This window comes from Sphingomonas insulae, assembly GCF_010450875.1.
Classification (GTDB): Bacteria; Pseudomonadota; Alphaproteobacteria; order Sphingomonadales; family Sphingomonadaceae; genus Sphingomonas; species Sphingomonas insulae.
Genome location: NZ_CP048422.1, coordinates 2,571,509 through 2,597,357, shown reverse-complemented (window position 1 = coordinate 2,597,357; position 25,849 = coordinate 2,571,509). Strand labels below are relative to the sequence as shown.

22 protein-coding genes and 1 tRNA gene are annotated in these 25,849 nt (G+C 66.4%); 11 read left to right on the top strand and 12 right to left on the bottom strand.

Annotated features, from left to right (window positions below; translation table 11 throughout):
* Positions 1-16 precede the first annotated feature (16 nt).
* Entirely contained in the window at positions 17-1,615 is a 1,599-nt protein-coding gene (secD, locus tag GTH33_RS14040; RefSeq protein ID WP_163958921.1) for a protein translocase subunit SecD, read from the bottom strand.
* Positions 1,615-1,953: a preprotein translocase subunit YajC gene (yajC, locus tag GTH33_RS14035; RefSeq protein ID WP_163958920.1), complete on the bottom strand. Its 339-nt coding sequence runs from the start codon at positions 1,951-1,953 to the stop codon at positions 1,615-1,617. Before yajC ends, secD begins: the two co-directional genes overlap by 1 nt.
* A 203-nt stretch (positions 1,954-2,156) precedes the next feature.
* On the opposite strand from yajC, the gene GTH33_RS14030 reads away from it, so the two are divergent.
* Together GTH33_RS14030 and GTH33_RS14025 are read left to right on the top strand one after the other, a co-directional pair.
* A tRNA-Pro gene (locus tag GTH33_RS14030) sits at positions 2,157-2,233 on the top strand.
* 125 nt (positions 2,234-2,358) lie between these two features.
* A complete protein-coding gene (locus GTH33_RS14025; RefSeq protein ID WP_338054385.1) occupies positions 2,359-3,405 on the top strand; it encodes a spore coat protein U domain-containing protein in 1,047 nt (348 codons plus the stop codon).
* Here GTH33_RS14025 and GTH33_RS14020 read toward each other — a convergent pair.
* Entirely contained in the window at positions 3,390-4,046 is a 657-nt protein-coding gene (locus GTH33_RS14020; protein WP_163958918.1) for a GntR family transcriptional regulator, read from the bottom strand. The genes GTH33_RS14025 and GTH33_RS14020 overlap by 16 nt on opposite strands.
* Positions 4,047-4,197: 151 nt before the next feature.
* Between GTH33_RS14020 and GTH33_RS14015 the strand changes: the two genes are divergently transcribed.
* Both GTH33_RS14015 and GTH33_RS14010 read left to right on the top strand, forming a co-directional pair.
* Positions 4,198-5,229 (top strand): LacI family DNA-binding transcriptional regulator, encoded by a 1,032-nt coding sequence (locus GTH33_RS14015; protein ID WP_163958917.1) that lies wholly within the window; start codon positions 4,198-4,200, stop codon positions 5,227-5,229.
* A 54-nt stretch (positions 5,230-5,283) separates the two neighbouring features.
* Positions 5,284-6,558: an MFS transporter gene (locus GTH33_RS14010; protein WP_163958916.1), complete on the top strand. Its 1,275-nt coding sequence runs from the start codon at positions 5,284-5,286 to the stop codon at positions 6,556-6,558.
* Between the two features lie 239 nt (positions 6,559-6,797).
* Here GTH33_RS14010 and GTH33_RS14005 read toward each other — a convergent pair whose 3' ends face one another.
* Complete coding sequence (locus GTH33_RS14005) at positions 6,798-9,233, bottom strand: TonB-dependent receptor (RefSeq protein WP_243848225.1); 2,436 nt, start codon at positions 9,231-9,233, stop codon at positions 6,798-6,800.
* A gap of 181 nt (positions 9,234-9,414) precedes the next feature.
* Here GTH33_RS14005 and GTH33_RS14000 point away from each other — a divergent pair, with 181 nt between their 5' ends.
* Genes GTH33_RS14000 through GTH33_RS13970 form a run of 7 tightly spaced genes read left to right on the top strand, consistent with a single transcriptional unit; the run spans position 9,415 to position 16,730 of the window.
* The gene (locus GTH33_RS14000) at positions 9,415-10,296 is read left to right on the top strand and encodes an aldo/keto reductase (protein ID WP_243848250.1); all 882 of its coding nucleotides are present in this window, start codon (positions 9,415-9,417) and stop codon (positions 10,294-10,296) included.
* A complete protein-coding gene (locus GTH33_RS13995; RefSeq protein WP_163958915.1) occupies positions 10,293-11,360 on the top strand; it encodes an LLM class flavin-dependent oxidoreductase in 1,068 nt (355 codons plus the stop codon). The genes GTH33_RS14000 and GTH33_RS13995 overlap by 4 nt, the downstream gene beginning before the upstream one ends.
* A gap of 54 nt (positions 11,361-11,414) precedes the next feature.
* Entirely contained in the window at positions 11,415-12,008 is a 594-nt protein-coding gene (locus tag GTH33_RS13990) for an NADPH-dependent FMN reductase (protein ID WP_243848226.1), read from the top strand.
* Positions 12,005-14,017, top strand: coding sequence for an alpha-glucosidase (locus tag GTH33_RS13985; RefSeq protein ID WP_163958914.1), 2,013 nt, complete (start codon positions 12,005-12,007; stop codon positions 14,015-14,017). Before GTH33_RS13990 ends, GTH33_RS13985 begins: the two co-directional genes overlap by 4 nt.
* Entirely contained in the window at positions 14,014-15,051 is a 1,038-nt protein-coding gene (locus tag GTH33_RS13980; RefSeq protein WP_163958913.1) for a YeiH family protein, read from the top strand. Before GTH33_RS13985 ends, GTH33_RS13980 begins: the two co-directional genes overlap by 4 nt.
* 16 nt (positions 15,052-15,067) lie before the next feature.
* Positions 15,068-16,294, top strand: coding sequence for a molybdopterin-dependent oxidoreductase (locus GTH33_RS13975; RefSeq protein WP_163958912.1), 1,227 nt, complete (start codon positions 15,068-15,070; stop codon positions 16,292-16,294).
* Between the two features lie 10 nt (positions 16,295-16,304).
* A complete protein-coding gene (locus GTH33_RS13970; RefSeq protein WP_163958911.1) occupies positions 16,305-16,730 on the top strand; it encodes a hypothetical protein in 426 nt (141 codons plus the stop codon).
* A 9-nt stretch (positions 16,731-16,739) separates the two neighbouring features.
* On the opposite strand, the gene GTH33_RS13965 is transcribed toward GTH33_RS13970, so the two are convergent.
* The 8 genes from GTH33_RS13965 to GTH33_RS13930 form a co-directional block, all read right to left on the bottom strand.
* Positions 16,740-18,146 carry a M20/M25/M40 family metallo-hydrolase gene (locus GTH33_RS13965; RefSeq protein WP_163958910.1) on the bottom strand — a complete coding sequence of 469 codons (1,407 nt, stop codon included), beginning with the start codon at positions 18,144-18,146 and terminating at the stop codon, positions 16,740-16,742.
* 79 nt (positions 18,147-18,225) lie between these two features.
* Complete coding sequence (locus GTH33_RS13960) at positions 18,226-18,492, bottom strand: hypothetical protein (RefSeq protein ID WP_163958909.1); 267 nt, start codon at positions 18,490-18,492, stop codon at positions 18,226-18,228.
* Between the two features lie 23 nt (positions 18,493-18,515).
* Positions 18,516-21,296, bottom strand: a complete 2,781-nt coding sequence (locus GTH33_RS13955) for a TonB-dependent receptor plug domain-containing protein (protein ID WP_163958908.1) — start codon at positions 21,294-21,296, stop codon at positions 18,516-18,518.
* Positions 21,297-21,811: 515 nt separating this feature from the next.
* Positions 21,812-22,036 (bottom strand): FCD domain-containing protein, encoded by a 225-nt coding sequence (locus GTH33_RS18395; protein WP_212592693.1) that lies wholly within the window; start codon positions 22,034-22,036, stop codon positions 21,812-21,814.
* 17 nt (positions 22,037-22,053) lie between these two features.
* Positions 22,054-22,947, bottom strand: coding sequence for a glycosyltransferase family 2 protein (locus GTH33_RS13945; RefSeq protein ID WP_163958907.1), 894 nt, complete (start codon positions 22,945-22,947; stop codon positions 22,054-22,056).
* The gene (locus GTH33_RS13940) at positions 22,944-23,888 is read right to left on the bottom strand and encodes a polysaccharide pyruvyl transferase family protein (protein ID WP_163958906.1); all 945 of its coding nucleotides are present in this window, start codon (positions 23,886-23,888) and stop codon (positions 22,944-22,946) included. Before GTH33_RS13940 ends, GTH33_RS13945 begins: the two co-directional genes overlap by 4 nt.
* Positions 23,885-24,946, bottom strand: a complete 1,062-nt coding sequence (locus GTH33_RS13935) for a glycosyltransferase (protein ID WP_163958905.1) — start codon at positions 24,944-24,946, stop codon at positions 23,885-23,887. The genes GTH33_RS13940 and GTH33_RS13935 overlap by 4 nt, the downstream gene beginning before the upstream one ends.
* Positions 24,943-25,848, bottom strand: a complete 906-nt coding sequence (locus GTH33_RS13930; RefSeq protein WP_163958904.1) for a glycosyltransferase — start codon at positions 25,846-25,848, stop codon at positions 24,943-24,945. The genes GTH33_RS13935 and GTH33_RS13930 overlap by 4 nt, the downstream gene beginning before the upstream one ends.
* Position 25,849 lies beyond the last annotated feature (1 nt).

Below are 25,849 nucleotides of genomic sequence, written 5' to 3'. Positions count from 1 at the left end.
GTCTTGGCCTTTCGCCTCAAATGTTGATCGTCTTGGGCTTTTCGCGCCGGATCCACTGCGCGACGAGCATGCGCGTGAACGTAACGGCGGTGAAGACCGAGGTGACGATACCGATCAGCAGGACGACGGCGAAACCCTTCACCGGGCCGGAACCCAGGATGAACATGATGACGCCCGAGATGGCGTGGGTCATATTGGCTTCGAAGATCGTCCGGCTGGCTTCCTTATAGCCGAGTTCGACCGCCTGCACGACGGAGCGGCCGCGGCGGCGTTCCTCGCGGATGCGTTCGTTGATGAGGACGTTGGCATCGACCGCGGTACCGATCGTCAACACGAAGCCGGCGATGCCGGGCAGCGTGAGCGTTCCCTTGAGCAGCGCCAGCACGCCGAGGATGACGAACACGTTGATGACGACCGCCAGGTTGGCATACAGGCCGAACCGGCCGTACGTCACGAACATGAAGGCGACGACCAGCGCCACCGCGACGGCGGATGCGAGAATGCCCGCGCGGATCGAATCGGCGCCGAGGTCGGGACCGACGGTCGATTCCTCGATCACCTTCAAGGCGACCGGCAGCTTGCCGGACCGCAATGCGATCGCGAGCTGATTGGCGCTTTCGACGGTGAAGCCGCCGTTGATCACCGCATTGCCGCCGAGAATCGGTTCGTTGATGTTCGGCGCCGAGATCACCTTGTTGTCGACGATCATGGCAAACGGCTTGCCGGTATTCTGCTGGGTCACGCGGGCGAAGCGGTTGCCGCCGATCGCGTTGAACGTAATCTGCACGTTCGGCTGGTTGGTCTGCTGATCGAACGCCTGCCGCGAATCGGCCAACTGGTCGCCCGAGATGATGACCGAGCGCTTCACCGCGATGAACGGCGGTCCGGCCGGGTTGCCCGGATAGGGCAGTACCTGGCTGCCGATCGGTGCGATGCCCTTGACGACGTCGGCGGGATTGGCGGTCGTGTCGACAAGCTTGAATTCGAGCCGCGCGGTCTTGCCGAGCAGATCCTTCAGCGCCTGCGGGTTCTGCAGGCCTGGCACCTGGACGAGGATGCGGTTGTCGCCCTGGCGCACGATGGTCGGTTCGCGCGTGCCGAGTTCGTCGATTCGACGCCGGACTACGTCGGTCGCATCCTCCATCGCGGTCTTGACCGCCTGGGTCAGTCCGGCCTGTGTCGGGGTCAGCACGAAGCGGCTGCTGTCGACGACCTGGATGTCCCATTCGCGCTGCCCGGTCATGCCCGCGCCACCGCCGGTAATGCCGAGCAGGCGTTCGCGCGCGGCATCGACCTGGCTCGGATCGCGCAGCATGAAGCTGATCTGGTTGTTGCGGGTCGAGATATCGCCGATCAGGATGCGCGGCGTACCGTTGCGCATCGATCCCTGGATCTGTTCGCGCAACGCCTCGATCCGGGTGTTGGCGAGATCCTGCGTATCGGCTTCCAGCATGAGATAGCTGCCGCCGGCAAGGTCGAGCCCCTTGTTCACCCGCGGATGGAACGGCCAATTCGCGGTCGTCGATTCGGGCAGGAACGTCGGAATGGCCAGCGCGCAGAGCACCGCCAGCAACGTCCAGATCGACACCACCTTCCAGCGTGGAAAGTCCAGCATCAGTCGTTCGCCGGCTTCGTGTTGAGGCCGGTCACCTCGGCCAGCGTCGCCTTGACGACGCGGATGCGGGTGTTGGGCGCGATCTCCACCTCGACGAAGGCGTCCTCGACCCGGGTGACCTTGCCCATCACGCCGCCGGCGGTGACGACGCTGTCGCCCTTCTTCACCGCCGCGACCGCCTGCTGCAGCGCCTTCATGCGGGTCTGCTGCGGCCGGATCATCAGGAAGTAGAAGACGATGAAGATGAGCAGCAGCGGGGCAAAGCTGATGAGCGAGGCGAACCCGCCGGATTCAGCGGCGCCGCCGGCAGTCTGGGCATAAGCTGGGGAGATGAACATCTGATCCGTGCATGGCTGATCGGCAGAGGAAATCCCCCGCACCTGAAGCGCCGCGCGCTAGCATCGACCGGGGCGTCGCGCAACGTTGCGACGTTCCGACCGCGCGTATCTCTCCGCTCGGCATTTGTCAGCTTGCATCGTCGGGACGACCCGCCTACAGGCCCCGCTCCGGGATCGGCGGCATTGCCGCACGGTCCCTCGGTCGGGGCGTAGCGCAGCCTGGTAGCGCATCACACTGGGGGTGTGGGGGTCGCAGGTTCGAATCCTGTCGCCCCGACCAATTATCGGCAGCACGGTGATGCTGCCACGGCGATCGGGCGACGGTCGTTTGCAACCGAAATGACTTTGTAACGGGGCATTTACCGCCGAAGCCTCATCGCGTTTCCCAATGAACACGGGGACGGCATGACAGGCTTTCGATGGGTGGGGATGCTCGGGCGCCTTCTGGCGGTTGCGGCGTCGACTTTGGCGGTGCCGGCGATGGCGGCCCCCGTATGTGCGGTCACAGCGAAAGTCGCGACATCGAGCGGCCCGTATTCCCCCGCTGCCGTCGAGGCCGGAAAGGTGCCGCCGATCGTCAGTTCCGGGGGGCTGACGTGCAGCAGCGCGCTGCTCGTCCTGCTCGGCAGCAATTCGATCAAGGCGACATTCGCCAGCCTGAACGATTTGAAGCTGAAGGGCAGTGCGGGCGATATCGTCTATACCGCGTCCGCCGATCCCAACGGGACCGTGCCGCTGACGCAGAACAAGACGACTGAATATATGCAAAACAATGTGCTCAACGCGCTGGGGCTGCTGGGGAGCAACAACGGTACGCTACCGGTCAATATAAAGCTGGCGAGCGGCGTGCGCCCGGCGCCGGGGCGCTATACCGACACGATCACGATGACGTGGGACTGGCGGATCTGCAACGGCATCTCGGCGCTGGTCTGCGTCGGCAGTTACGAGACACCGCCCAGCCCGGTGAAAAGCGACGTGACCGTCACGCTGGACGTTACCCCGCAGGACATGACGATCACGCTGACCTCCGCCGCCACATGGGACGCGACGAACGGAACGGCGCGGCCGCTGGCGGTTCCGGGCAGCAAGGGGCGGACGACGTTGGCGGTCCGCAATCCCGATCTGGTCGCGCTGGACAATGCATCGGTCGCCCTGATTTATAAGGTGCCGGCAAGGACCAGCGTCATCCTGGACGGCGATGGTACGACGTCATCGACCGTGATCGGCTTCACCGACGGATCGCCCTCGGCCGGGGTGACGCTCAGCTATGTTCCGGGCAGCGCGACCGACGACGTCGATTTTTCCGCCGACAATGGGGTTAGCTGGACCTATTCGCCGGTCGCTGGCAACCGCGCGTCCGAAGGCGCCATCACGCAGCTACGGTTTCGGCCCAAGGGTGCGATGAAGGCCGGCGGGGCTTTCTCGTTGTCCTTCCCCTACCTGCTCCGCTGATCGCCGAGTTCGACCTGAAGATCGGACCGCGTCGAGGCGAGATGACGGATCATGGCCCGTTCGACCGTGTCTGCATCGCCCATGGTCCAGGCGTCCAGCATGTCGCGGTGTTCGCGATGCGCGCGTGCGTAACGCCCGGCCGGCGCGAGGTGCGCTATGACATAGCGTTCCGCCAGCATCGCCAGCCGTTCGACCAGATCGGTGGTCAGCGGTCGATCGGCGGGCCGAACGAGCGCAAGGTGAAACTGGCGATGGCGAACCGCGATTTCGCTCGCCGTGGAGGCCTGTGCATCCTCCAGTGCGGCCAAGGCGGCGGTCGCCAGCACCCTGGCGGCGGCATCCGCGACCCTGGCACCGGCGGCGGCGGCGGAGGGTTCGATGGCTAGGCGTAAGGCGTAGATTTCGTTCGCCTCGTGCGGCGACAGCGGAAGCACCGAATATCCGCGGTTTGCATGGCCCTGGATCAGCCCGTCATGCGCCAGTCGGGCGAGCGCCTCGCGCAGCGGAATCTTGCTGACGCCCAGTTCGGCGGCGAGCGCATCCTGGCGGATGGGCGACTCAGGGCGGATCAATCCCGCGACGATCCGTTCGCGCACGATTTCGAAGACCTGTTCCGACAGGGTGCGGACAACGATGCTCATCGGCTCTGATCCTCGGGCGACGGGCTCGACGCGATAGGACACCCTTCCAGAATGCGGATATACAATCAACGCCTTGCGTGACCGTGCCGCAGGACGGGCCGTTGCGGCGCGACCCCTTTCCCCCGCGCGTTGCACTGCCTAGTGCAAGGCGATGGAAAACGATCCGACTATCCCCCGTTCGGGGCGGCCGACCATCCGCGACGTATCCAGGCTGGCGGGCGTGTCGTTCAAGACGGTGTCGCGGGTCATCAACCATCAGCAATATGTAAGCGCCGAAAAACGCGAGCGGGTCTTGGCGGTGATGGCCGAGATCGGGTTCCAGCCGTCGCAGGCGGCGCGGGCGCTGGCGGGGCACCGGTCGCACCAGATCGCGTTGATCTGCGACAATCCCAATCCGTGGTTCGTGTACGAGGTGCAGGCCGGCGTGCGCCAGCGGTGCGAGCGCGACAATGTCCGCATGATCGCGCAGCCCTACGATCGATCGTCCCCGGCGCTGCTCGACGATATCGTCGCCCTGATCGACCAGGCGCATCCGGACGGCCTGGTCCTTGCGCCACCGGCCTGCGACGATCGCCGCGTCATCGACGAGTTGCAGCGCCGCGGTATCCCGTTCGTCCGCCTGTTGCCCGGCGCGCGGATCGAGGGGGTGCCGGCGACGTCGATCGACAACGAACAGGCAGCGTATCGCATGACGACGCACCTGATCGGGCTGGGCCATGTCCGCATCGGCTTCGTCGTCGGCGATCGCAGCTATGCCGCGTCGAGCCAGCGCCTCGCCGGTCACCTGCGGGCGCTTGCCGATGCGGGAATCGCCGTCGACCTGGACCATATCCAGCAGGGCAGTTTCGATTTCGCATCGGGCAAGGCGGCAGCGGACGCGCTGCTCGACCTGCCTGCGCCGCCCACCGCGATCTTTGCGGCCAGCGACGACATGGCGGCGGGCGCGCTGGTCGCCGCGCACCGCCGGGGCATTCAGGTGCCGGCGATGCTGTCAGTCGCCGGGTTCGACGATGCGCCGCTGGCGGAGATCGTCTGGCCGCCGCTGACGACGATCCGTCAGCCCGTCCGGCAATTGGCGATCGAGGCGGCGGACCTGTTGCTGGTCCAGAGCGACAGCAGCGAACGCCGCCTCGACTTTCAGCTGGTCGAGCGGGAGTCGACGGCGCCGCCGCCCTCCGCTTGACCTGACGCACCACATGGGTGACACCGTTGTCCTAACGATAAGCGGAGAGGTCGGATGACACAGGGCGCGCACGCCGGGCAGGGGGTGGACCATTCGGCCAGACGATGGGCGATCGTCGCGCTCGCCTTTACGGCGATCATGCTGAACTATGTCGATCGACAGATCATCGCGCTGCTGAAGCCGACGTTGCAGGCCGAATTCGGCTGGAGCGACCGCGATTACAGCCACATGGCATCGGCGTTCCAATTCTGTGCGGCGGTGTCGTTTCTGGGGACCGGCTGGTTCATCGACCGGATCGGCCTGCGCCGAGGGTTCGCGATCGGCGTGGCGGGATGGAGCCTCGCCGGGATGGCGCATGCCTTCGTCAGCAGCGTCGCCGGCTTCGTCGGCGTCCGCGCGCTGCTGGGCGCCGCCGAGTCGATCGGTACGCCGGCGCAGGTGAAAACGGCGGCGACCTATTTCCCGCCCGAACAGCGATCGCTGATGCTCGGCATCGGCAACATGGCATCGAATTTCGGCGCGGTGGCCGCACCGCTGGCGATCCCGCCGCTGGCGCTGTGGCTGGGCTGGCGCGCGGCGTTCCTCATCACCGGCGGTCTCGGTTTCGTGTGGGTCGTGGCCTGGCTGGCCGTCACGCCGCGGACCGGCAGCACGGCATCGTCCACTGCGGATGCGCCCGCAGGCAAGGTGCCGTGGGCGGCGATGCTGCGCGATCGCCGCCAGTGGGCGATCATCGCGGCCAAGGCGCTCAGCGATCAATGCTGGTGGTTCCTGCTGTTCTTCATGCCCGACCTGTTCCACCGGATGTTCGGCCTGTCCCAGGGGCAGCTGGGCCTGCCGATCGCCTTCATCTACCTGCTGGCGGCGCTTGGCGCGCTGAGCGGCGGGCTGCTGCCGACCTGGCTGCTGCGGCGCGGCGTCGACATGAACCGCGCACGCAAGGGGTCGATGTTGCTGTACGCGCTGCTCATCCTGCCGGTGCCGCTGGTGCTGCTGACCGGCAACGCCTGGGTCGCCGCCTCGCTGCTGGGGCTGGGGCTGTTCGCGCATCAGGGGTTTTCCACCAACGTGTTCGGCATGACGGCGGATATCTTTCCATCGCGCATGATCGGTACGGCGATCGGCATCGGCGCCTTCGCCGGCAACCTGTCGGGCATGGCGATGATCGAGGGCGCCGGCTTCTCGCTCGACAAGGGCTATGGTTACGCACCGCTGCTGATCGTCTGCGGTGGATCGTATCTGGTGGCGCTGGCGCTGGTCCATCTGCTCGTACCGCGGCTGACGCTGGCCGAGCCAGGTGCGGCGCGGGAAATGCCGTTCGGGCACTAGACGGATCGAGGCCATGCGCGGCGTCGCTTCCGCGGCGCCGCGCTGGCTTCGAGGCGGGCGATAGGGTTGGTGCCCCGAGTACCTTGGGCCGTGCGTCGAGAGGGCGCGAATGGCGCGGGACGTGCCCCGATCGTCTTGCTGCGCTCGGGCCGTCGGCCGTTTCCATGCGGTATCAGGCCGGCAGAACGTGAAACGGCCCCGGATCGCTCCGGGGCCGTTCGCTTATTGTGGGGCCGGGATCAGAAGTTGATCCGGCCGGTCACGCCGTAATAGCGATCCGCATCGCGCGGAATCTGGTAGCGGTACGAACCCGAGGGGCCGCCGTTCTGGATCGCGGCCGCGAAGCTCTGGTCGAACAGGTTGCGCACCTGGAACGTGAGGCGATAGCGATCGTCCGCATCGCCGACGCCGGCCGAGAGGTTGACGAGGCCGTAGCTGCCGATCGTCCCCAGCCGCCGCTGCACCGCATCCGGCGAGAAGAGCGCAAGCTGCTTCGACTGGTAATTGCCCTGCGCGCCGAGGAACAGGTCCACCGCGCCACCGGTGCGCCAGCGATAGTCGGCCCCGAGCGATCCCTTCCACTTGGGTGCGAACGGCAGCGCGGTGCCGGCGGGGATCACGGCCGTGACGGGTGCGCCGGGTGCCTGGATGAAGCGATCGACCCGCGCCTCGGTATAGGCGAGGCCGCCCGACAGCGACAGATCGTCGACCGGACGGAAGACGATGTCCGCCTCGCCGCCGCGCGTCGACACCTTGCCGGCATTGGTGAAGCGGGTGACGACGACGCCGGCGACCAGATCGGGGTTGTTGGCCTGGAAGTTGTCGTACTTGGCATAGAAAGCGTCGAGGTTGAGGACGAGCTTGCCGCCGAACAGGGTGTTCTTCAGCCCGACTTCGTAGCTGTTCGACGTTTCCGGCGCGATCACGTTGGTGCCGGTGCCGGTCAGGTTGAAGAAGACGTTGAATGCCGGCCCCTTGTAGCCGCGCGTGTAGCCACCGTAGGCGGTAACGTTCCTGGTCACGTCGAATTGCAGCGACGCCTTGCCCGATACGTTGGTGTTGGTCGTCTTGCCACGGAATTGCGTCGCCGGCGTGCCGGTACCGGTTGCGGTCGTCGGGAAGCTCGGCTGGATGCCAGGGCCCGCCAGGGTCGTCGTCCGGCTGTGGAAGACGTTCAGCTGGTCGGCGGTCCAGCGCAGGCCGCCGATGAAGCGGAAGCGATCGGTGAAGTTGGCGGTCGCCTGACCGAAGGCGGCGATGTTCTTGAAGACCGATCCGAAATCGGCCCGCCCGAACGGTGTGGTCGTCGCCGGTGCGCCGGTGCTGCCGCAGGGGATCAGCGTCGTCGGCGCGGTCGCGGCGTTGCAGACCACGTCGGCGCGCGAATAGACGCGTTCCGATTCCGCCCGCGAATAATAGAGGCCGACGACGTAGGACAGGAACTGACGGGCAGGGGAGGTCAGGCGCAATTCCTGACTGAAGGTGTTGCCGGTCTGCGGCCCGGTGTCGTGCAACTGGTTGAAGCCGACATAGGCCTGCGGCAGGAAGTCGCCGTCGCGGATTTCGGTGTTGCGATAGTCGCGATAGGCGGTGATGCTGGTGACGGTCTGCGTACCGAGTTCGGTGTCGATCTGCAGCGAGGCACCATACCCCTCTTCCTTGGTACGGGTGACCAAATTCTGGTTGACCGCGCGGGTGCGATCGCCCTGAGGGGTGGGCAGCACGCCGAACACGGGGCTGGTGATGGCGGCGCCGGCCGCGTTCAGCGGCCCGGTGCCGATCACCTCTGCACAGCAATTGTCGTCATTATGGTGATAATCGGCGATCAGCGCGATCGTCGTGGCGTCGCTGGGCGTCCATTTCACCTGTGCGCGTGCGCCGTAATGTTCATAGCCGTTGACCCGGCCGCCGGTCGCGACGTTGCGGATGTTGCCATCGTAGCGGCTGTAGAAGCCGGTGACCCGGGTCAGCAGGTCTTCGCTCAGCGGAATATTGAGCGCGCCGCGGACGCGCGCCTCGTCGCCGTTGGTGAAATAACCGCCCTCGACATAGCCGCCGAAGTCGCGCGTCGGCTGCACCGACACGATGTTGACGACGCCGGCCGACGCATTCTTGCCGAACAGCGTACCCTGCGGACCGCGCAGCACCTCGAGCCGTTCGATGTCGACGAGGTCGCCGAACGCCTCGCCCGAGCGCGCGAAGACGACGCCGTCGACGACGGTCGACACCGACGGTTCGCCGGCGATCGAGAAAGTGGTCGTGCCGACGCCGCGCAGGAACAGCGACTGGTTCAGCGTCGTGCCGGATTTCTGGAAGTTCAGCGCCGGGACCAACGTCACCGCGCCTTCGAGGCCGGGCTTGCCGAGGGCGGCGAGCGCCTCTCCACCGATGACCGAGACGGCGATCGGCACGTCCTGCAACCGTTCGCTGCGCTTTTGCGCCGTCACGACGATGTCGCCGGTCGCGCCCGCGGCATCGCCGGCATTGTCCGCGGCCTGTTCGGCGGCGACGCCCGGTGCCGGCGGGCTGCCCGGGACGGCCTGCGCGGCCGGGCTGGATGCAGGACCGCCGGCGAGGGGCGTGGCCGCATCCTGTGCATGCGCAGGCGCGGTCAGCATGAGCGCCGGTACGGCGACCCCCAGCATCATCGCGATTCGCGTCGGTGTCGCCTTCATCGGTATTCCTCTCCTGATCCCATCGCCGCGGCGGCGATTTCCATGTCGTCAGCTGGCGGTCGCGGTAGTTTTTCTTGACCGGTCAGCACGGTGGCGATCGACGCGTCGCCATTTCCGGCTTTTCTTTATGCCGATTTCGAACCATAAGACAACGGTGTCTTACATCAAATCACCCGATCGCATGGTCGCCCTCGGCGACTCCGGCCTGACCGTCAGCTCCATTGCCTGGGGCATGTGGCGTTTCGCAGGCGACGACGTCGCCGCCGCGCGCATGCGGGTGGAGGCGGCGCTGGACGCCGGCGTCACCCTGCTGGACACGGCCGACATCTACGGTCCCGACAATGGCGAACCGTTCGGCGCCGCCGAATCGCTGCTGGGGCGGGTGCTGGCCGAGGCCCCGGCGCTGCGCGACCGCATGGTCCTTGCCAGCAAGGGCGGCATCAGGATGGGCGTGCCGTATGATTCGAGCGCGACGTATCTGGCCGCGGCGATCGATGCATCGCTGTCGCGGCTGGGTTGCGAGCGCATCGACCTGTACCAGATCCACCGGCCCGATCTGCTGGCGCATCCGCAGGAGGTCGCGCGTGCGCTGGACGATGCGCAGACGGCCGGCAAGATCGCGGCGGTCGGTGTTTCCAACCATACGCCGGCGCAGGCGGCGGCGCTGGCGAGTTTCCTGACCGTGCGGGTGGTCAGCCACCAGCCGGAATTCTCGGCGCTCGCCACCGCGCCGCTGTTCGACGGCCTGCTGGACCAGGCGATGACCCGGAACATGGCGGTGCTGGCCTGGTCGCCGCTGGGCGGCGGCCGGCTGGCCGATCCGCAGGACGAGCGCAGCCGCGCCGTCGTCGCGCTGCTCGACCACAAGGCCGAAGAGGCCGGCGTCGATCGTGCCGCGGTCGCCTATAGCTGGATCATGGCGCATCCCGCCCGGCCGATCCCGATCGTCGGCACCCAGAATCCGTCCAGGATCGCAACGATACCGGACGCCTACACGCCGCGCTGGACCCGTGCCGAATGGTATGCCGTCCTGGAGGCGAGCCTTGGAGAGAGACTGCCATGACGAAGCCTTGCGAAGTCAGCTGGTTTTCGGCGCTGTGCGACGACGACTATGAATTTCTCGGCGTGCCGGAACCCAAGCTGAAATCCAGCTGGGAGCATTGCCGGGACATCGTGCTGCAGGCGGAAAGCGGCGGTTTCGACAATATCCTGCTGCCGTCGGGCTATGCGCTGGGCATCGATACCACCGCCTTTGCCGCGGCGATCGCGACGATGGTGCAGCGCATCCGCCTGCTGATGGCGGTGCGGATCGGCGAAAGCTGGCCACCGCAGCTGGCGCGCCAGATCGCGACGATCGACCGCATCCTGGGCGGGCGGTTGACGGTGAACATCATCTCCTCCGACCTGCCGGGCGAGAAGCTGGCGTCGGCGCCGCGCTATGCCCGCACGCTGGAGGCGATGCAGATCCTGAAGGCGATGCTGAACGGCGAGGCGCTCGATCACCAGGGCGAATTCTGGCAGCTAAAGCTGGATCCGCCGGCGGTGACAACGGTGTCCGGCAAATGCCCGCCCTTGTATTTCGGCGGCCTGTCGCCGGACGCGCGCGAGGCGGCGGCGCAGGGCTGCGACGTGTACCTGATGTGGCCGGACAAGCAGGAGGTCGTGCGCGAGATCATGGACGACATGACCGCGCGCGCCGCACGCCACGGCCGGACGCTGAAGTTCGGCTATCGCGCCCATGTCGTCGTGCGCGATACCGAGGCGGAGGCAAGGGCAGCGGCGGACCGGCTGCTGTCGAAGCTGGATGCGGCCGAGGGCGAGGCAATCCGCAACAAGTCGCTCGACACCACCTCCACCGGCGTCGCGGCACAGGCGGCCCTGCGCGAGAATGCGACCGACGACGGCTATGCGGAAGAGCATCTGTGGACCGGCGTCGGTCGCGCGCGATCGGGCTGCGGCGCCGCGATCGTCGGCGATCCGGACCAGGTGCTCGGCAAGCTGCGGATGTATCAGGACATGGGGATCGAGGCGTTCATCCTGTCCGGATATCCGCATGCCGCGGAGGCGGACCTGTTCGCCCGCCATGTGCTGCCCAGGATGCAGCATGGGCCGCTGTCGCTGGACTGATAGACATCCGGCACGGCCACCCCGCGAAAGGGCGGCCGGCCATCAGGAGAGACGATGATGACCGCCACCATGACCCGTCCGCTCGTCGTCGGCATCGGCGGCACGACCAGTGCGGGATCCTCGACCGAGCGCGCATTGCGGATCGCGTTGCGGGCCGCTGCCGACCAGGGCGTCGACACGCTGTGCTTCGGCGGCGGGGCGCTGGCTGCGCTGCCGCTGTATACGCCGGGCGCGCTGCGGCTTCCCGGCGAGACGGCGCTGGTCGATGCGGTGCGGCGGGCGTCCGGCGTCATCATCGCCAGTCCGGGCTATCACGGCAGCGTGTCGGGGCTGGTGAAGAACGCCATCGACCTGCTCGAGGAAACGGCCGGGGACGTCCGGGTCTACCTGAGCGACGTGCCGGTGGGATTGGTCGCGACGGCGTACGGATGGCAGGCGACGGGCACCACGGTCGCGGCGCTCCGGTCGATCGTCCATGCCCTGCGCGGCTGGCCGACACCGTTCGCCGCGGCGATCAACAGCGCGCAATGCCGGTTCGACGCGGAGGGCGGGTGCGGCGACGAGGCGGTGGCCGGGCAACTGGCGCTGGTCGGGCAGCAGGTCGCCGCGGCGGCGCTGCGCGACCAGCGTGCGCGAGTGGCCGCATGAGCGTGCTGCGGCTGATCCCGTGCGAGGGCGGTTTCGACCTCGCCATCGGCGGCACGCTGGTGCTGCGGCATCGGCCCGACACGCCCGCGCTGTTCGTCGGGACCGGACATGCGGATGTCGACATGTACCGCGGCAATTACTTCCTGTCGGACCGGCTCGACGCCCGGATGCCGCTGGTCGATGCGAGCATCGAGGGTGAGACGGTGACGCTGGCGGCAGCGGGCGGTGAGCCGCTGCTGCGCATCGAGATCGATGGCGGTGCGCTGGCGCTGACCGCGCTCGACCCCGCGCTCAATCGCGTGTGGCTGCGCTGCGTCGCCGAGCCGGGCGAGCGGTTGTGGGGCGGCGGCGAGCAGATGTCCTATTTCGATATGGCGGGCCGCCGGTTTCCCCTGTGGACGTCCGAACCGGGCGTCGGTCGCGACAAGTCGACGCTGATGACGTTCCAGTGCGATCGCGACGGGCGATCGGGCGGGGATTATTGGAACACCAATTATCCGCAGCCGACCTATGTCTCGTCGCGGCGCTATGCGTTCCACCTCGACACCACCGCCTATAGCTGCTTCGATTTCCGCGACCCGGCATTCCACGAGATCGAGGCGTGGGAGATCCCGGCGCGGATCGAATTGTTCGGCGCGGATCGTTTCGCCGCGCTGGTGACGCAATTGTCGACGCGGTTCGGTCGCCAGCCGATGCTGCCGGCCTGGGCCTGTGACGGCGCGATCCTGGGCCTGAAGCAAGGCGAGGAGAGCTTCGCGCGGATGGAGGCGATGATCGCCGCAGGCGCGGTGGTCAGCGGTCTGTGGTGCGAGGATTGGGTCGGCCTGCGCGTCACCAGTTTCGGCAAGCGCCTGTTCTGGGACTGGAAGGCCAACGAGGCGCGCTATCCGGCGTTGCGCGACCGGATTGCGGCTCTGGCGGCGCGCGGCATCCGCTTCCTCGGCTACGTCAATCCGTATCTGGCGATCGACGGATCGCTGTACGCCGAAGCGCTCGCCGCCGGCTATCTGGCGCTGCGGATCGATGGCGACGAACCCTATGTGGTCGATTTCGGCGAATTCGACTGCGGCATCGTCGATTTCACGAACCCTGCCGCGGCCGACTGGTTCGCGGATCGGGTGATCGGGCGCGAGATGCTCGATTACGGCCTGTCCGGCTGGATGGCGGACTTTGGAGAATATCTGCCGACCGACGTGCGGCTGTACGACGGTACGGATGGCATGCTGGCGCACAACGCCTGGCCGACGATCTGGGCGGAGGTGAATGCCCGCGCCATCGCATCGCGCGGGCGGACTGGCGATGCCCTGTTCTTCATGCGTGCGGGGTTCACCGGTGTCGGGCGTCATTGCCCGTTGCTGTGGGCGGGCGACCAATGCGTCGACTTTTCGCGTCATGACGGGATCGGCACGGTGATCCGCGCCGCGCTGTCGTCGGGGATGGTCGGCAACGCCTATCATCATAGCGACCTTGGCGGGTATACGAGCCTGTATGGCAACGTCCGCACACCCGAATTGCTGATGCGCTGGAGCGAACTCAGCGCGTTTTCCCCGGTGATGCGCAGTCATGAGGGCAATCGGCCCGACGACAATTTGCAACTGGACGGCGATGCGGCGGTACTGTCGCATTTCGTCGACATGACCCGCGTGCATGCGGCGCTGGCTCCGTACATGCGGACGCTGTGCGAGGCGGCGGCGACGAGCGGCCTGCCCGTGCAACGCGCGCTGTTGCTGGATTGGGAAGAGGATGCCGCATGCTGGGGCATCGAGACGCAATTCGGGCTGGGCCGCGACATGATCGTCGCGCCGGTGATCGAGGCCGATCGCGATACGTGGTCCGCCTATCTTCCCGCCGGCGCGCAGTGGGTGCACCTGTGGACCGGCGACCGGTTCGAGGGCGGGGCGCATGTCGAGGTCGCGGCGCCCCTGGGTAGGCCACCCGTATTCTGGTGTGCGGACAGCGAGCATGCGCCGCTGTTCGCCTCGTTTGCCGATGACGGCGTGAAACGATGAGGGACGCCGCCGACTATCCCCGCGCCGCGGATCTGTTCAACGATCTTGAGCCCGATCCGCCGAAGCGGTGGACGGAAAACGGGCCGGGACTGGTGGTCGCGGCGCTGGCGACGATGGCGGCGGGCTTCGTCGCCGATCACTATAGCGCGCCATTGACGCTGATGGCGCTGCTGATCGGTCTGGCGCTCAACTTCCTCGGCAACGATCCACGAATGGCGGCCGGACTTGGCTTTGCGTCCCGAACGCTGTTGCGCTGGGGCATCGTGCTGGTCGGCGCGCGCGTGACCATCGCGCAGATCGTCGGGCTGGGACCATCGACATTGCTGGCGGTGGTGCTGATCCTGCTGGCGACGCTGGGCACCGGCGTGCTGGTGGCCCGCGCGATGGGGCTGTCGAGCGCGTTCGGGACGCTGGCGGGCGGCGCGGTGGCGATCTGCGGCGCCTCGGCCGCGCTGGCGCTGGCGACGACGCTGGGGGAACGCCGGGTCAACCAGGCGCAGCTGGCGCTGGTGCTGGTCGGCATTTCGGCAGCGAGCGCCACCGCGATGTTCTTCTATCCGCTGATCGCGCATTCGGTTGGCCTGTCGGACCGGCAGGCGGGATTGATGCTGGGCGCGTCGATCCACGACGTGGCGCAGGCGATCGGTGCCGGCTATTCCTTTTCGGACCACGCCGGTGAGGTGGCGACGATCGTCAAGCTGACCCGCGTCGCGCTGCTGGCGCCGGTGCTGGCGCTGCTGACCGTCTTCTTCCCGGCTTCGGATGGCAAGAAGACCAAGCTGTCGGTGCCGTGGTTCGTCACCGGATTCTTCGTGGTGGCGGCGGTCAATTCGGTCGTGCCGGTCCCCCCGATCGTCGGACGGTCCGCGCAGACGCTGGCGACCGCATTCCTGGCATGTGCGGTGGCGGCGACCGGCATCCGCGCGCCGATGAATGCGCTGCTCGGGACGGGTATCAAGCCGTTGCTGGTCATCGTGGCATCGTCGCTGGTCGCGCTTGCGCTGGCGTTTGCCGCCGCGTTGCTGATCTTTTGATGCGGGAGACGATCGCGTGGACACGCTGAATACCTGGCTGGCGACCCGTACCAGCCGCCGCCGGCTGCTCGGTGCGGCGGCGATCACGGGTGCTGCGGCGCCCGCGATCGCCCAGCAGCTGGTCGACCTGCGGCTGCCCGGCGGCAACGGCGAACGGCCGATGACGAGCGCCTTTCCCGGTAAGGGAAGCATGATCCTGCAGCGCATGCACCCGCCGCTGCTGGAAACGCCGATGGACGTGTTCGACCGATCGGTCTTCACCCCCAACGACCAGTTCTTCGTCCGATGGCATTGGGCCGACATTCCGACGGCGATCGACGTCGAGCGGTTTCGGCTGAAGGTGTTCGGCCACGTCGGCCGCCCCTTGTCGATCAGCCTCGCGCAATTGCTGGCGATGCCGCGCGTCGAACTGGCGGCGGTGAACCAGTGTTCGGGCAACAGCCGCGGCCTGTTCCAGCCGCGCGTGCCCGGCGCGCAATGGGGCCATGGCGCGATGGGCAATGCGAAGTGGATGGGCGTGCGCCTGCGCGACGTGCTCGACCTTGCCGGGGTGAAGGCGGGGGCGGTGCAGGTCCGCTTCGGTGCGCTGGACAAGCCGGCGGTCGCGGGTGCGCCGGATTTCGAGAAGGCGCTGGATATCGATCATGCGCGCGATGGCGAGGTGATGATCGCGTTCGGCATGAACGGCGAACAGCTGCCGTTGCTGAACGGATTTCCGTGCCGCCTGATCGTCCCCGGCTGGTATTCCACCTATTGGGTGAAGATGCTGGACACGATCGAGGTGCTGCCGGCCGCCGACGATAATTACTGGATGGCCAAGGCCTATAAGATCCCGTCGACGCCGGGCGCCGACGTGACGCCGGGTTCCAAGGATTTTCCGACCGTGCCGATCAACCGGATGATACCGCGCAGCTGGATGACGAGCTTGCCCGCCGGGCAGGTGGTTGCACTGGAGCCGTCGATCCCGGTGGGCGGCATCGCGATGGGCGGGGACTGCGGCGTCGCCAAGGTGGACGTATCGTCCGATGGCGGCCGCACGTGGTACAAGACGACGCTGGGCCCCGATGAGGGGCGCTACGGCTTTCGCCGTTGGGACGGGCGCGTCCCGCTGCGCCGCGGCGCCAACGCGATCCTGACGCGCTGCTGGAACACGCGGGGGCTCGCCCAGCCGATGCGGCCGATCTGGAACCCCGGCGGTTTCATGCGCGGCAATATCGAAACGACGACGATCGTCGCGGCCTGAGGACATCGCCATGAAGCCACCCTCTGCAGGATTGATCGCCGGCGGCGTCGTCGGGATCGCGGCGATCGTGCTGATAAGCATCGGCACGCCCAACAACCGCAAGCCACCCGCGGCCATCGCCGCGACCTCAAGCGTCGCAGCGCCAAGCAGCGTGGCGGCGAACGGCTTCACGCTCGCATCGACCAGCGTCGACCTGCCGGTGGACGAGGCGACCTATCCGGACGGTCCGCATGCCGATGTGGTCAATGCCAATTGTACCGCCTGCCATTCGGCGAGCATGGCGCTGACCCAGCCGGCGCTGTCGGAGGATCAGTGGAAGGCCACCGTCACCAAGATGCGCGAGGTCTACAAGGCGCCGATCGCGGAACAGGACGTTCCCGCGATCGTCGCCTATCTGACCGCGCTGCCTGGTCAGAAGGCCGCGGCCAAGCCCTAGGCCACCCGCCTATCCGGCATATGCCCTGACGAGATCGTACAGATAGTCGCGGCCGGTATAGACGGCCTTGACGCTCGCGCGCTCGTTCAGGCCATGCGTGCCGTTGCCGTCGGGATCGCCATAGACGCCCGGTGGACCATAGACGGGGATGCCGATCGCGCCGAGATAGATGCCGTCGGTGGCCCCCGTTGACATGGTCGGCGCGAGTGGCACGCCGGGATAGTATTTGGCGAGGAGCGTTTCGGCCGGCTTGATGATCTTTGGATCGAGCGGCGGCGGCACGGCGGCCGGACCCCGATCGTCGGTCTGCTTCACCGTCATGCGCGGATCGTCGATGACCGTGGCGATCGTCTCGCGCACCTGCGCCGCAGATACGCCGGGAAAGATGCGGCAGTTGACGTTGGCCGCCGCACGCTGGGGCAGGGCGTTGTTGGCATGACCGCCATCCAGCAGCGTGGCGACACAGGTGGTGCGTAACATCGAATGATAGCTTTTATCGCCGTTCAGCGTCGCCTCCGCCGTCTTGTCGGCGGGATCGGCGGCGATCGCGACCATCGCCTGGCCCATGGCGTCGCCGCGCGCCTTGCCGGCGATGCGGAAATAGGCGCGCGTCGTGTCGCTCAGCTGCACGGGGAAGTCATAGGCGCGCAGCTTCACCAGCGCGTCGGCCAGTTCGTAGATCGCATTGTCGCGCACCGGTGCGGAGCTGTGCCCGCCAGGGTTGGTCGCCTCGATCCGGTAATTGACCGCCGCCTTTTCACCGACATGCATGTTGGCGATGACGAGCTTGCCGTTGCCATCCGAACGGCCGCCGCCCCCTTCGTTCAGCGCGAATTCGGCGGCGATCAGATCGGGTTTGTTTTTGGCCAGCCATTGCGCGCCGTTAAACGCTGTGCTGGTTTCCTCGCCGCAGGTCAGCGCCAGCTTGATCGTCCGTTTGGGGCGGTAGCCGCTCTGTTTGAAGCGGATCATGGAATCGATCCAGATCGCGTCCATCGCCTTCATGTCCTGCGTCCCGCTGCCATAGAAATAGCCGTTCTCTTCGACCATCTTGTAGGGATCGCGGGTCCAGTCCTCGCGCTTGGCGGCCACCACGTCGATATGGCCGAGCAGCAGCATCGGCTTCGCCGTCGCGGACGATCCGGGCAGCACGACCACCAGGCCGCCCTCCTTTGGGTGATCGGGCGCAGCGAAGGATGTGATCTGATCGTCGGCGTAACCGGCTGCCTTCAGCCGCACGGCAACCTTGTCGGCCAGCGCGGTGCAACTGCCGGTGGTGATGCTGGTATCGGTTTCGACCAGCTCCTGGTACAGCGCACGAAAGGCCGTCTGATCGGGGCGCAATTGCTGCGCATCGGCGGCGCCCGGAACGGCCAGCGCCAGCGTTCCCGCCATCCATCGCCACATCTGCATCATCGTGCGGTCCCCTCGTTCGTTCTGCGTCATTGTCGTGCGGATGGCCCAGGCGAGGGGGACGGCGGACGTCGTGCCGTTCCTATTCGCCGGGATCCGGTTGCGGTCGCTGGTCGGTCAGGCGTGCCGGCCCATGTCGCCATCGGCGCATGAGCGCGCGGACCAGGCCGCCCTTGTGGAAATATTGCTCGTGCCATTCGGCCGCCCGGCGCTGTCGCAGCCGACGATCCCGGCGCTGGAGCGGGACGATCGCCGCCAGCGATAGCACCACGATAGCGATCGCGAGGCAATCGACGGTCGAAAGATGCTGCCAGACCATCGCCGGACCATAGCCGATGGGCGCGGACACACCAGTGCCCGCGCCCGTAACGGTCAGAAATTGATCGCCGCCCGCGCGTACAGGAAGCGGCCGTTGAAGCCGAACGGCGAAAAGCCGCTGTACGGCAGGAATTGATACGTCGCGGGATAGCTGCCGCCGACGCTCGATGGGCGCAGGCCGAACGGACGACGATCGGGATAGACGTCGAACGCATTGTCGACCCCCAGCGTCAGTTGCACGCCCTGCAATTCATAGCTGAGCGAGAAATCGGTGATCCACTTCGGCCGCAGGACCTGATCGTCCGGCCCCAGCGCGGTGAGGCTCGTCGCATCGGCACCGAGCGGCGCGGTCGTTTCCGGTGAGATGACCGAGCCATAGCGGGTCGTGCGCGCCGACACGCCGACGCCGGCGATCTTGCCGTCGGTCGCCAGTACGACCTTGGTGCGCGGCTGGCCGCGTTCGAAGCGGATGCCTTCGACCCGGCCGAACAGGACCAGGCCCGGGATCTGCGCCAGCGAGCCGAGATTGTTCAGCCGCTTGTCGATCTGGTTCTGCGTGTAATTATAGGCTGCCGAGAAATTCCATGCGCCAAGGCCGCCGAGATTGGCGCGATAGGTCGCCACCGCGTCGACGCCCTGGGTCGTCGTGTCCAGGCCGTTGATGAAGAAGCGCGCGGCACCGACGTTGCTGAAGCCGTTCGCCGCCAGCACCGCCTGCACTGCGCTGTTCTGCGCTGCGGTTCCGACCCCGGCCGCGCCGAGATTTTCGGACAGCACGATGCGATCCTTGATCTTGATGTGGAAGTAATCGACCGTGACGTTGAAACCACGGAACGGATTGAGCGTGGCGCCGCCCGACAGGTTGAGCGACTTTTCGGGATCGAGCGGCTGGGAACCGAGCGCGCGCGCAACCGGGCTGCTGACCGGCACCGTCGAGACGTCCACCGGCACGCCGGCGAGGAAGTTGGTGGAGGTGGTGGTGAAATATTGCTGGTGCAGCGATGGCGCCCGGAAACCGTTGGACACCGATCCGCGGATCGCGAAGCCCTGGACGAATTCATACCGCAACGCGAGCTTGCCGTTCACGGTATCGCCGAAATCGCTGTAATGTTCGTAGCGGCCGGCGGCCGTTGCGGTCAGGCCGGTGAACAGGTCGGCGTCGAATTCGACATAGCCTGCAAAGCTGTCGCGGTCGACGTTGGTGCGTGCGGAGGCGGGCAGGCCGCCGAACCCCTGCGCGCCCGCCGCTGCGGCACGTCCGGGGAAGGTGCAGGCATTGTTGGTGCCGGGCAGCCCGCCGAGCGCCCTGCAATTCGCCTCGGGCGTCGTGCGGGCGGCGACGAAGAACGGTCCCGTCTGGTACGATTGGGGATCGCCGGGGCGGATCTGGTAGATTTCGTGGCGGTATTCGCCGCCGAACGCGAACGACAGCGGGCCGGCGAGACCCGCGTCGAATTGGCGCGACAGGTCGGCATTGGCGAGGATCTGGGAAAAGGCGAGGCCGCCGGCGTCGAACGAGCGCTGGCTTTGCGGCCCGAACGATACGTTGACGCTGTCCTCGGTCCGATAGTTCAGTTCGTTGCGACCGAAGCCGAGCGAAAAGTCGCCCTTGAAGCCGGCGAGGTCCGCGCGGAGGCCGCTGGTCACCGACATGTCGTCGATGTTCGACTGGATCTTGGGCAGGTAACCGTCCGGCGTCAGCCCGACGAAATTGCCGGTGGTCGGGGCCGTGCTGGGTTGCAGCACCGAAAAGTCCCGGTTGGTCGCGGCCGATTGCTGGCGGAAATTGGCCGCCGACAGTCCGTCGCGATGCCCGTAGGTCGCGAAAGCGTAGAATTCGGCGCTTCCCAGCGGGACGGACGAATTGATGAGGAAGTTAAAATCCTCGGTCTTCGCATCGCCGTAGCGGAAGTCGAGCCGGTTGAAGGTCGCCTCGCGCGGATCGAACGTCGTCGTGGTCGGACGGATGTAGTTGGGCCGCAGGTCGTAGCCCTGCCGGTTGGTGAAATTGCGGTCGCGATATTCGCCGGTGAAGTTGAAGAACCCGCCGTCACCGACCGGCAGGCCGACGTTGACGCCGAACGTGGTGTAGACGCCGTCGCGAGCCTTGCGCTCGCCCGAGCTGCTGCCCTGGAGATAGCGTGAATCGGTCGCGTCCAGCGCGGGCTGACCGCCAACCAAGCCGTCGAAATTGGATACGCCGTCCAGCGTCGTTACATATTTGCCGTAGCTGACCTGCGCACGCCCGCCGGAGGAGGCGGTCTTGAGCTGGACGTTGATGACGCCGGCGATCGCGTCCGACCCATATTGGGAAGAGGCACCGTCACGCAGCACCTCGATCCGCTGGATCGCAAGCGCCGGGATCATGTTCATGTCGACCGCGGCGGCACCGCGTCCGACCGTACCGTTGATGTTGAGCAACGCCGAGACATGACGACGCTTGCCGTTGAGCAGCACCAGCGTCTGGTCGGGATTGAGGCCGCGGAGCGTAGCCGGGCGCGTGACATCCGAGCCGTCGGCGATCGATGGCTGCGGGAAATTGAACGACGGTACCAGCTGGTTGAGCGTCTTGTTCAATTCGCCCGTGCCCGATGCCTGCAACGCGCTTTCGGAAATGACGTCGATCGGTACCGGACTGTCGGACACCGTGCGATTGGCAACGCGGCTGCCGATGACGACGATCTGGTTGCCGGCATCGTCATCGGGTCCGGTCTGCGCCTGGGTGGTCGTTTCCTGACTTGGCGCGGACTGGATCGTCTGTGCCGTGGTCGCCGTCGCCCAAGCCGCCATCGACACGGGCAATGAAATGCCCGCAAGCAAGTATCCACGCTTCATGCTGTTCCCCTTGACCCGATCGGCTTATTACCGTGCGGGTTGGCGACACTTTATGTCGTTCGTGGCGAGCGGCAAGCCGGCGTGCGGCGAAATGCCGGTTTGATCGCAACGTGTTGCCGTACTGCAACATCATTGTAACGCAGCGGATGGCTAGGGCGGAGCGGATGGCGGGTGGGTTCGTGCCAAATGTCCGCACCGGCCAACGATCGTCCGCCGGCGTCAACACTTCCACCGTGATGCAAAACGTCGATACGTCGAATGCCAAACTTGCCGGACCGGATTGACCTTCGACGGATCGCTGCCCTTCACATCGCGAACCTCACCGTTCGATGAGACTCAGACGCACATCGACCATGGCGTCGAACCGACAATCGTCTCTCACGGTGCGGATCCCGGCGACCGGGCGTGGGTCCGGTGCAGTGCGTGCCAAATCGGTTCATGTGCTGCGCCCGGTCCAAGCCGCTGTCACAGAGGCAATCGGCCTCCGCTCGTCGAGCTCTGCGACCGCGTTCTCGTCAGTCCGGCTGGGCCCCGATCAGCGTCAGCACGTCGCCGATGATGCGGCGCATCGCGATGCGGGCGTTGTCCGGATCACGCGCGGCGATCGCCGCTGCAACCGCCGCATGGTCGGCGACATTGGCGCTGCGGCCCTTGATCGCGGTCATGAAGCGACTGACCGGATCATTGTCGCCATTGCGCGACCTGATGCCCGTATAACTTAAATTGAGGCCGCTAAGCAAAATCCTCGGAATGCGTATCAGAGGGGAACGGCCATCTTTAGATAGGAAAAAAAACCTTTTACCTTGAAACGAAGAACAAAAAGATAAAAGTTTTGTATGCCTGAAAATGACGTAACGGCCTCATTGCGTCCAGGCATCAAATTCCTGATGTCGTTGTAGATGGCTTTTACGACGCGATGATCTCTCAAGAAATGCTTTGCATAGAGGGCTCCGTCTCCATAGCTGTATCCGGCGAGCAGTCGAACGACTTCATCCGGGCACCGCCGGCCATGGTGATGGTTGACGGTGAAACGGGGATCGTAACGGACCGGGATATTCTGCCCCAGCGCGCGGAACAGGAAGTCGGTGTCCTCGGCCGACACGAAGCGTGCGCCGGCGCCGAAACGCTCGTCGAACCGACCTATGCGCGCAATCGCATCGGCGGTCATGGCAAGGTTCGCGCCCATGACGAACCCGCCGGGAAACATGTCCCATGGCGCGATCATCGGGTGATCTTCCAGCTTCACGGTCACGGGCAGATCCGCGGGATCGCCGAGCAGGATGCGGCCGCCGATGATCGCCGGTCCCGTCACATCGGCGAAACAGGTCGCGAGCTGGCGGAAATAACCATTGTCGAGCACGCAATCGTCATCGGTCATCGCGACGATGCGGCCGCTCGCCCGCGCCATCGCGATGTTGCGGGCACGCGCGAGGCCGGGACGTGGTTCATGGACCAGGTGGACGGGGAAGGGGCGTTCGGCACTCCATGCCGTCAGCCGGTCGGCGGTGTCGTCGGTGGAGCCGTTGTCGACGACCACGACCTCGATCTTCAGATGCGGCGCGCCGTGGATCGCGCGGTCGATGGAGGCAAGCGTCGCGGCAAGTTGGGGCGACCGGTTGCGCGTGCACACCAGCAGGCTGATGTCGGTCATACGACGCAGCCGAGTTCAGCGACGACCTCTTCCGCGGACGCGGCGGTGCGGACACCGTCGCAATCGCCCGTCCAGCAGGTGATATAGGCGGATATCTTGCCGTAATCATTGTCGAGCGCGACATGCGGGATGCCGAGCAGCGTCGCGAGGATATGGGCATGCAGCCGGTCGGTGACGATGCTGCGCCCGCGCGACAGCAGGCGCAGGCCACGCTCTACCCGTGCCGCAGCCATTCGATCATATGCCTGTGCCGTCGTATCGCCGCCGGTGTCGGGCAACGCATCATCGTCCAACCAATCGAGGATCACCGCGCCGGCCACGTTGGTCAGCACCGATCGATCTTGCGGGCGGCGTTCGGCGTCGGTGCGCATCAGCATCAGCACGTTACAATCTGCCGGTGCATTGCGTATCTGCGGCCCCAGCGCGAAGGCCGAATCCGGCGCAAGGTCGGTGGTGCAGGCCAGGTGCCGGGCGGCTAAGTCGAGGCTTTGCCGATCCCGGACGTACAGGTGCAGATCGGGATGGTCCGCAACGAGGCCCGCGAACGAGCCGATCCGGGCGATGTCACGGAAATGGATCGACTGCGGCAATTGCACGACCGGCCGGTCGCGGACGGTGCGCAGGATATATTCCCGGAACGTCTGATGATGCGCCCAAATATCGCCGATATTGCCTCCGCCATGCAGGAACAGCACGCCGTCGGGACTGGCGCGTCGGAACGCCGCCTCGTCGAAATCCGCCCATGTCGAGACATAATCCGGTGCCCGCCCCGTTATCGCACGCAGCATGCGCGTCTCTCCCAGCCAGATCGCGCTGTCGCCGACATTGGCGTGGTCGGGAAAGTCGACCAGGGCGTACGATTGGCCCTGACCGACATGGCGGCGATACAGCTTGTCCAGCATCGCCCGCTGCGCGACGATCGTGTCTGCCATGCCGGTCATGCGGAAACGGTCTGGACCTGCGCGTATAACGCCTCGCACGCGTCCAGCCACCGGTCGTGCGTGAACAGGCGTTCGACGCGTTCGCGGGGGATATCGCGCGGAATCGCCATCGCCTCGCCAATCGCCTTCGCCAGTGCCACGGCATCGTCCGCGGGGGCGAAGCAGCCACCCTCGCCGATCACCTCGCGCGCGGCACCCATGTCGAACGCGGCGACGGGCAGGCCGCACGCCATCGCCTCGACCGCGACGAGACCGAACGGTTCGTCCCAGCATGGCGTGAACAGGAACACCGATGCACGACCCATCTCGGCCGCCAGCGTCGCGCCGTCCAGATGCCCGCCATATCGTATGTCGCCGCCCAGCAAAGGGGCGACCCGCGCGTCCCAGTAATCGGGGTCCTCGATCTGTCCGAACAGCTTCAAGGGCACGCCCGCCATGCGCGCGGCCTCGATCGCCAGATGCGGGCCCTTGTTGGGCGTGATCCGGCCGCTCCATACGGCGCTGCCGTCACCGTTCGCGACGAAGGGCCATGCCGTCGCGTCGATGCCGTTGTGCAATACCGATGCCCGGCGTGGCGCGCCGTCCGGCCACCAGGCGGCCATCTGCCGCTGCGACGTGACGGTCAGGTGATGACCCGGCGTCGCGCTCTCCTTCACGAACCAGTGAAGCGCGTCGTAGGGGGGTACGTGCAGCGACGTGACGGTCGGCACCACCGCCGTGCGGCGCGGCTCGATCGCGAAGCGATGCAGGCTGTTGTTATGGACCACGTCAAAGCCCCCGGCTGCGATCCGGTCGCACGCCGACGCATAGCCGGCATCGAGGTGGGCGATCAGCGGTGCCGATCCGCGGTGTTCGGCCCAGGGGAACGTGCGTTCGTAATGCTCGGCCACGACAGGATCGATCGCAAAGCGGGGGTCGCTGTCGCCCGCCGCGAACAACACCACGTCATGCCCGCGCGCCATCAGCCCATCGGCCAGATACCAGCTGTGCGATTCCATCCCGCCCATGAAGGGTTGTGCGATCCGCTGGCGGACATGCGCCAGCAGCGCGATCCTCATGCCGCGATCCGCTCTTCGAGTATGCGGATCACGCTGGCGGTATTGGCATAGGGCTGGTGGCTCTGCTGACCGGTCAGCGCGAGGTCGTCGGCATCGGGGCGGCGCAGGATGCGGATCGGGCGGCCCGGCGCCTGATCGACCAGCCCCATCAGCGCAAAGGCGTGGAGCCAATGGCCCATGGTGCGATAGCCCCATTTGGACTCGAACAGTTCGGCATTGCGGACCACGCTGTCGAGGTGGTGGACGGGCGGCATGTGGTGCGGATGGTATTGGTGATAGGCGAGGCCGCCCCTGATCCAGGCGATCGGAATGCCGGCCTGATCGATCGTCTTGCCATAGTCGGTATCCTCACCGCCATAGCCGACATAGCGTTCGTCGAAGCCGCCGCTCGCGATGAACGTCGCGCGGCGCATGGCGAAATTCAGCGACCAGAAGCAGCGATAGTCGGCGCAGCGCTGGATGCCATCGGCGGGTGGACCCTGCCGGTCGGAATGGCGCACGGCCACCCCGGCGAAGGCATCGTACGACCATTCGCCCTGCGTTGCGCCACCGGGGAGGTACATCACCTCGCCCATCAGCAGTCCGTCGAGTTCATCGAGGCGACGCGCATACTCGGCAATCAGCGTGGGCGTGGGGATGCAATCCATGTCGAGGAAGACGATCGCGTCGCCCGTCGTCGCACGGGCGGCCGCGTTGCGCGCTGCGGCCAGCGCCAGTTCGGGGGAGGCCATCGCCATCTGGCGCACGGGAAACGGCGCATCGGGCAGCACATAGGCCTCGTCCTGCATCACGGCGACGATCAGTTCGACGGGCAATTGCGTCTGACGACCGAGGCCGAGGACCAAATTGTGAAGATGGTCCGGGCGACCCCCGGCGAGCGTGACGACGGAAACGGCATTCATG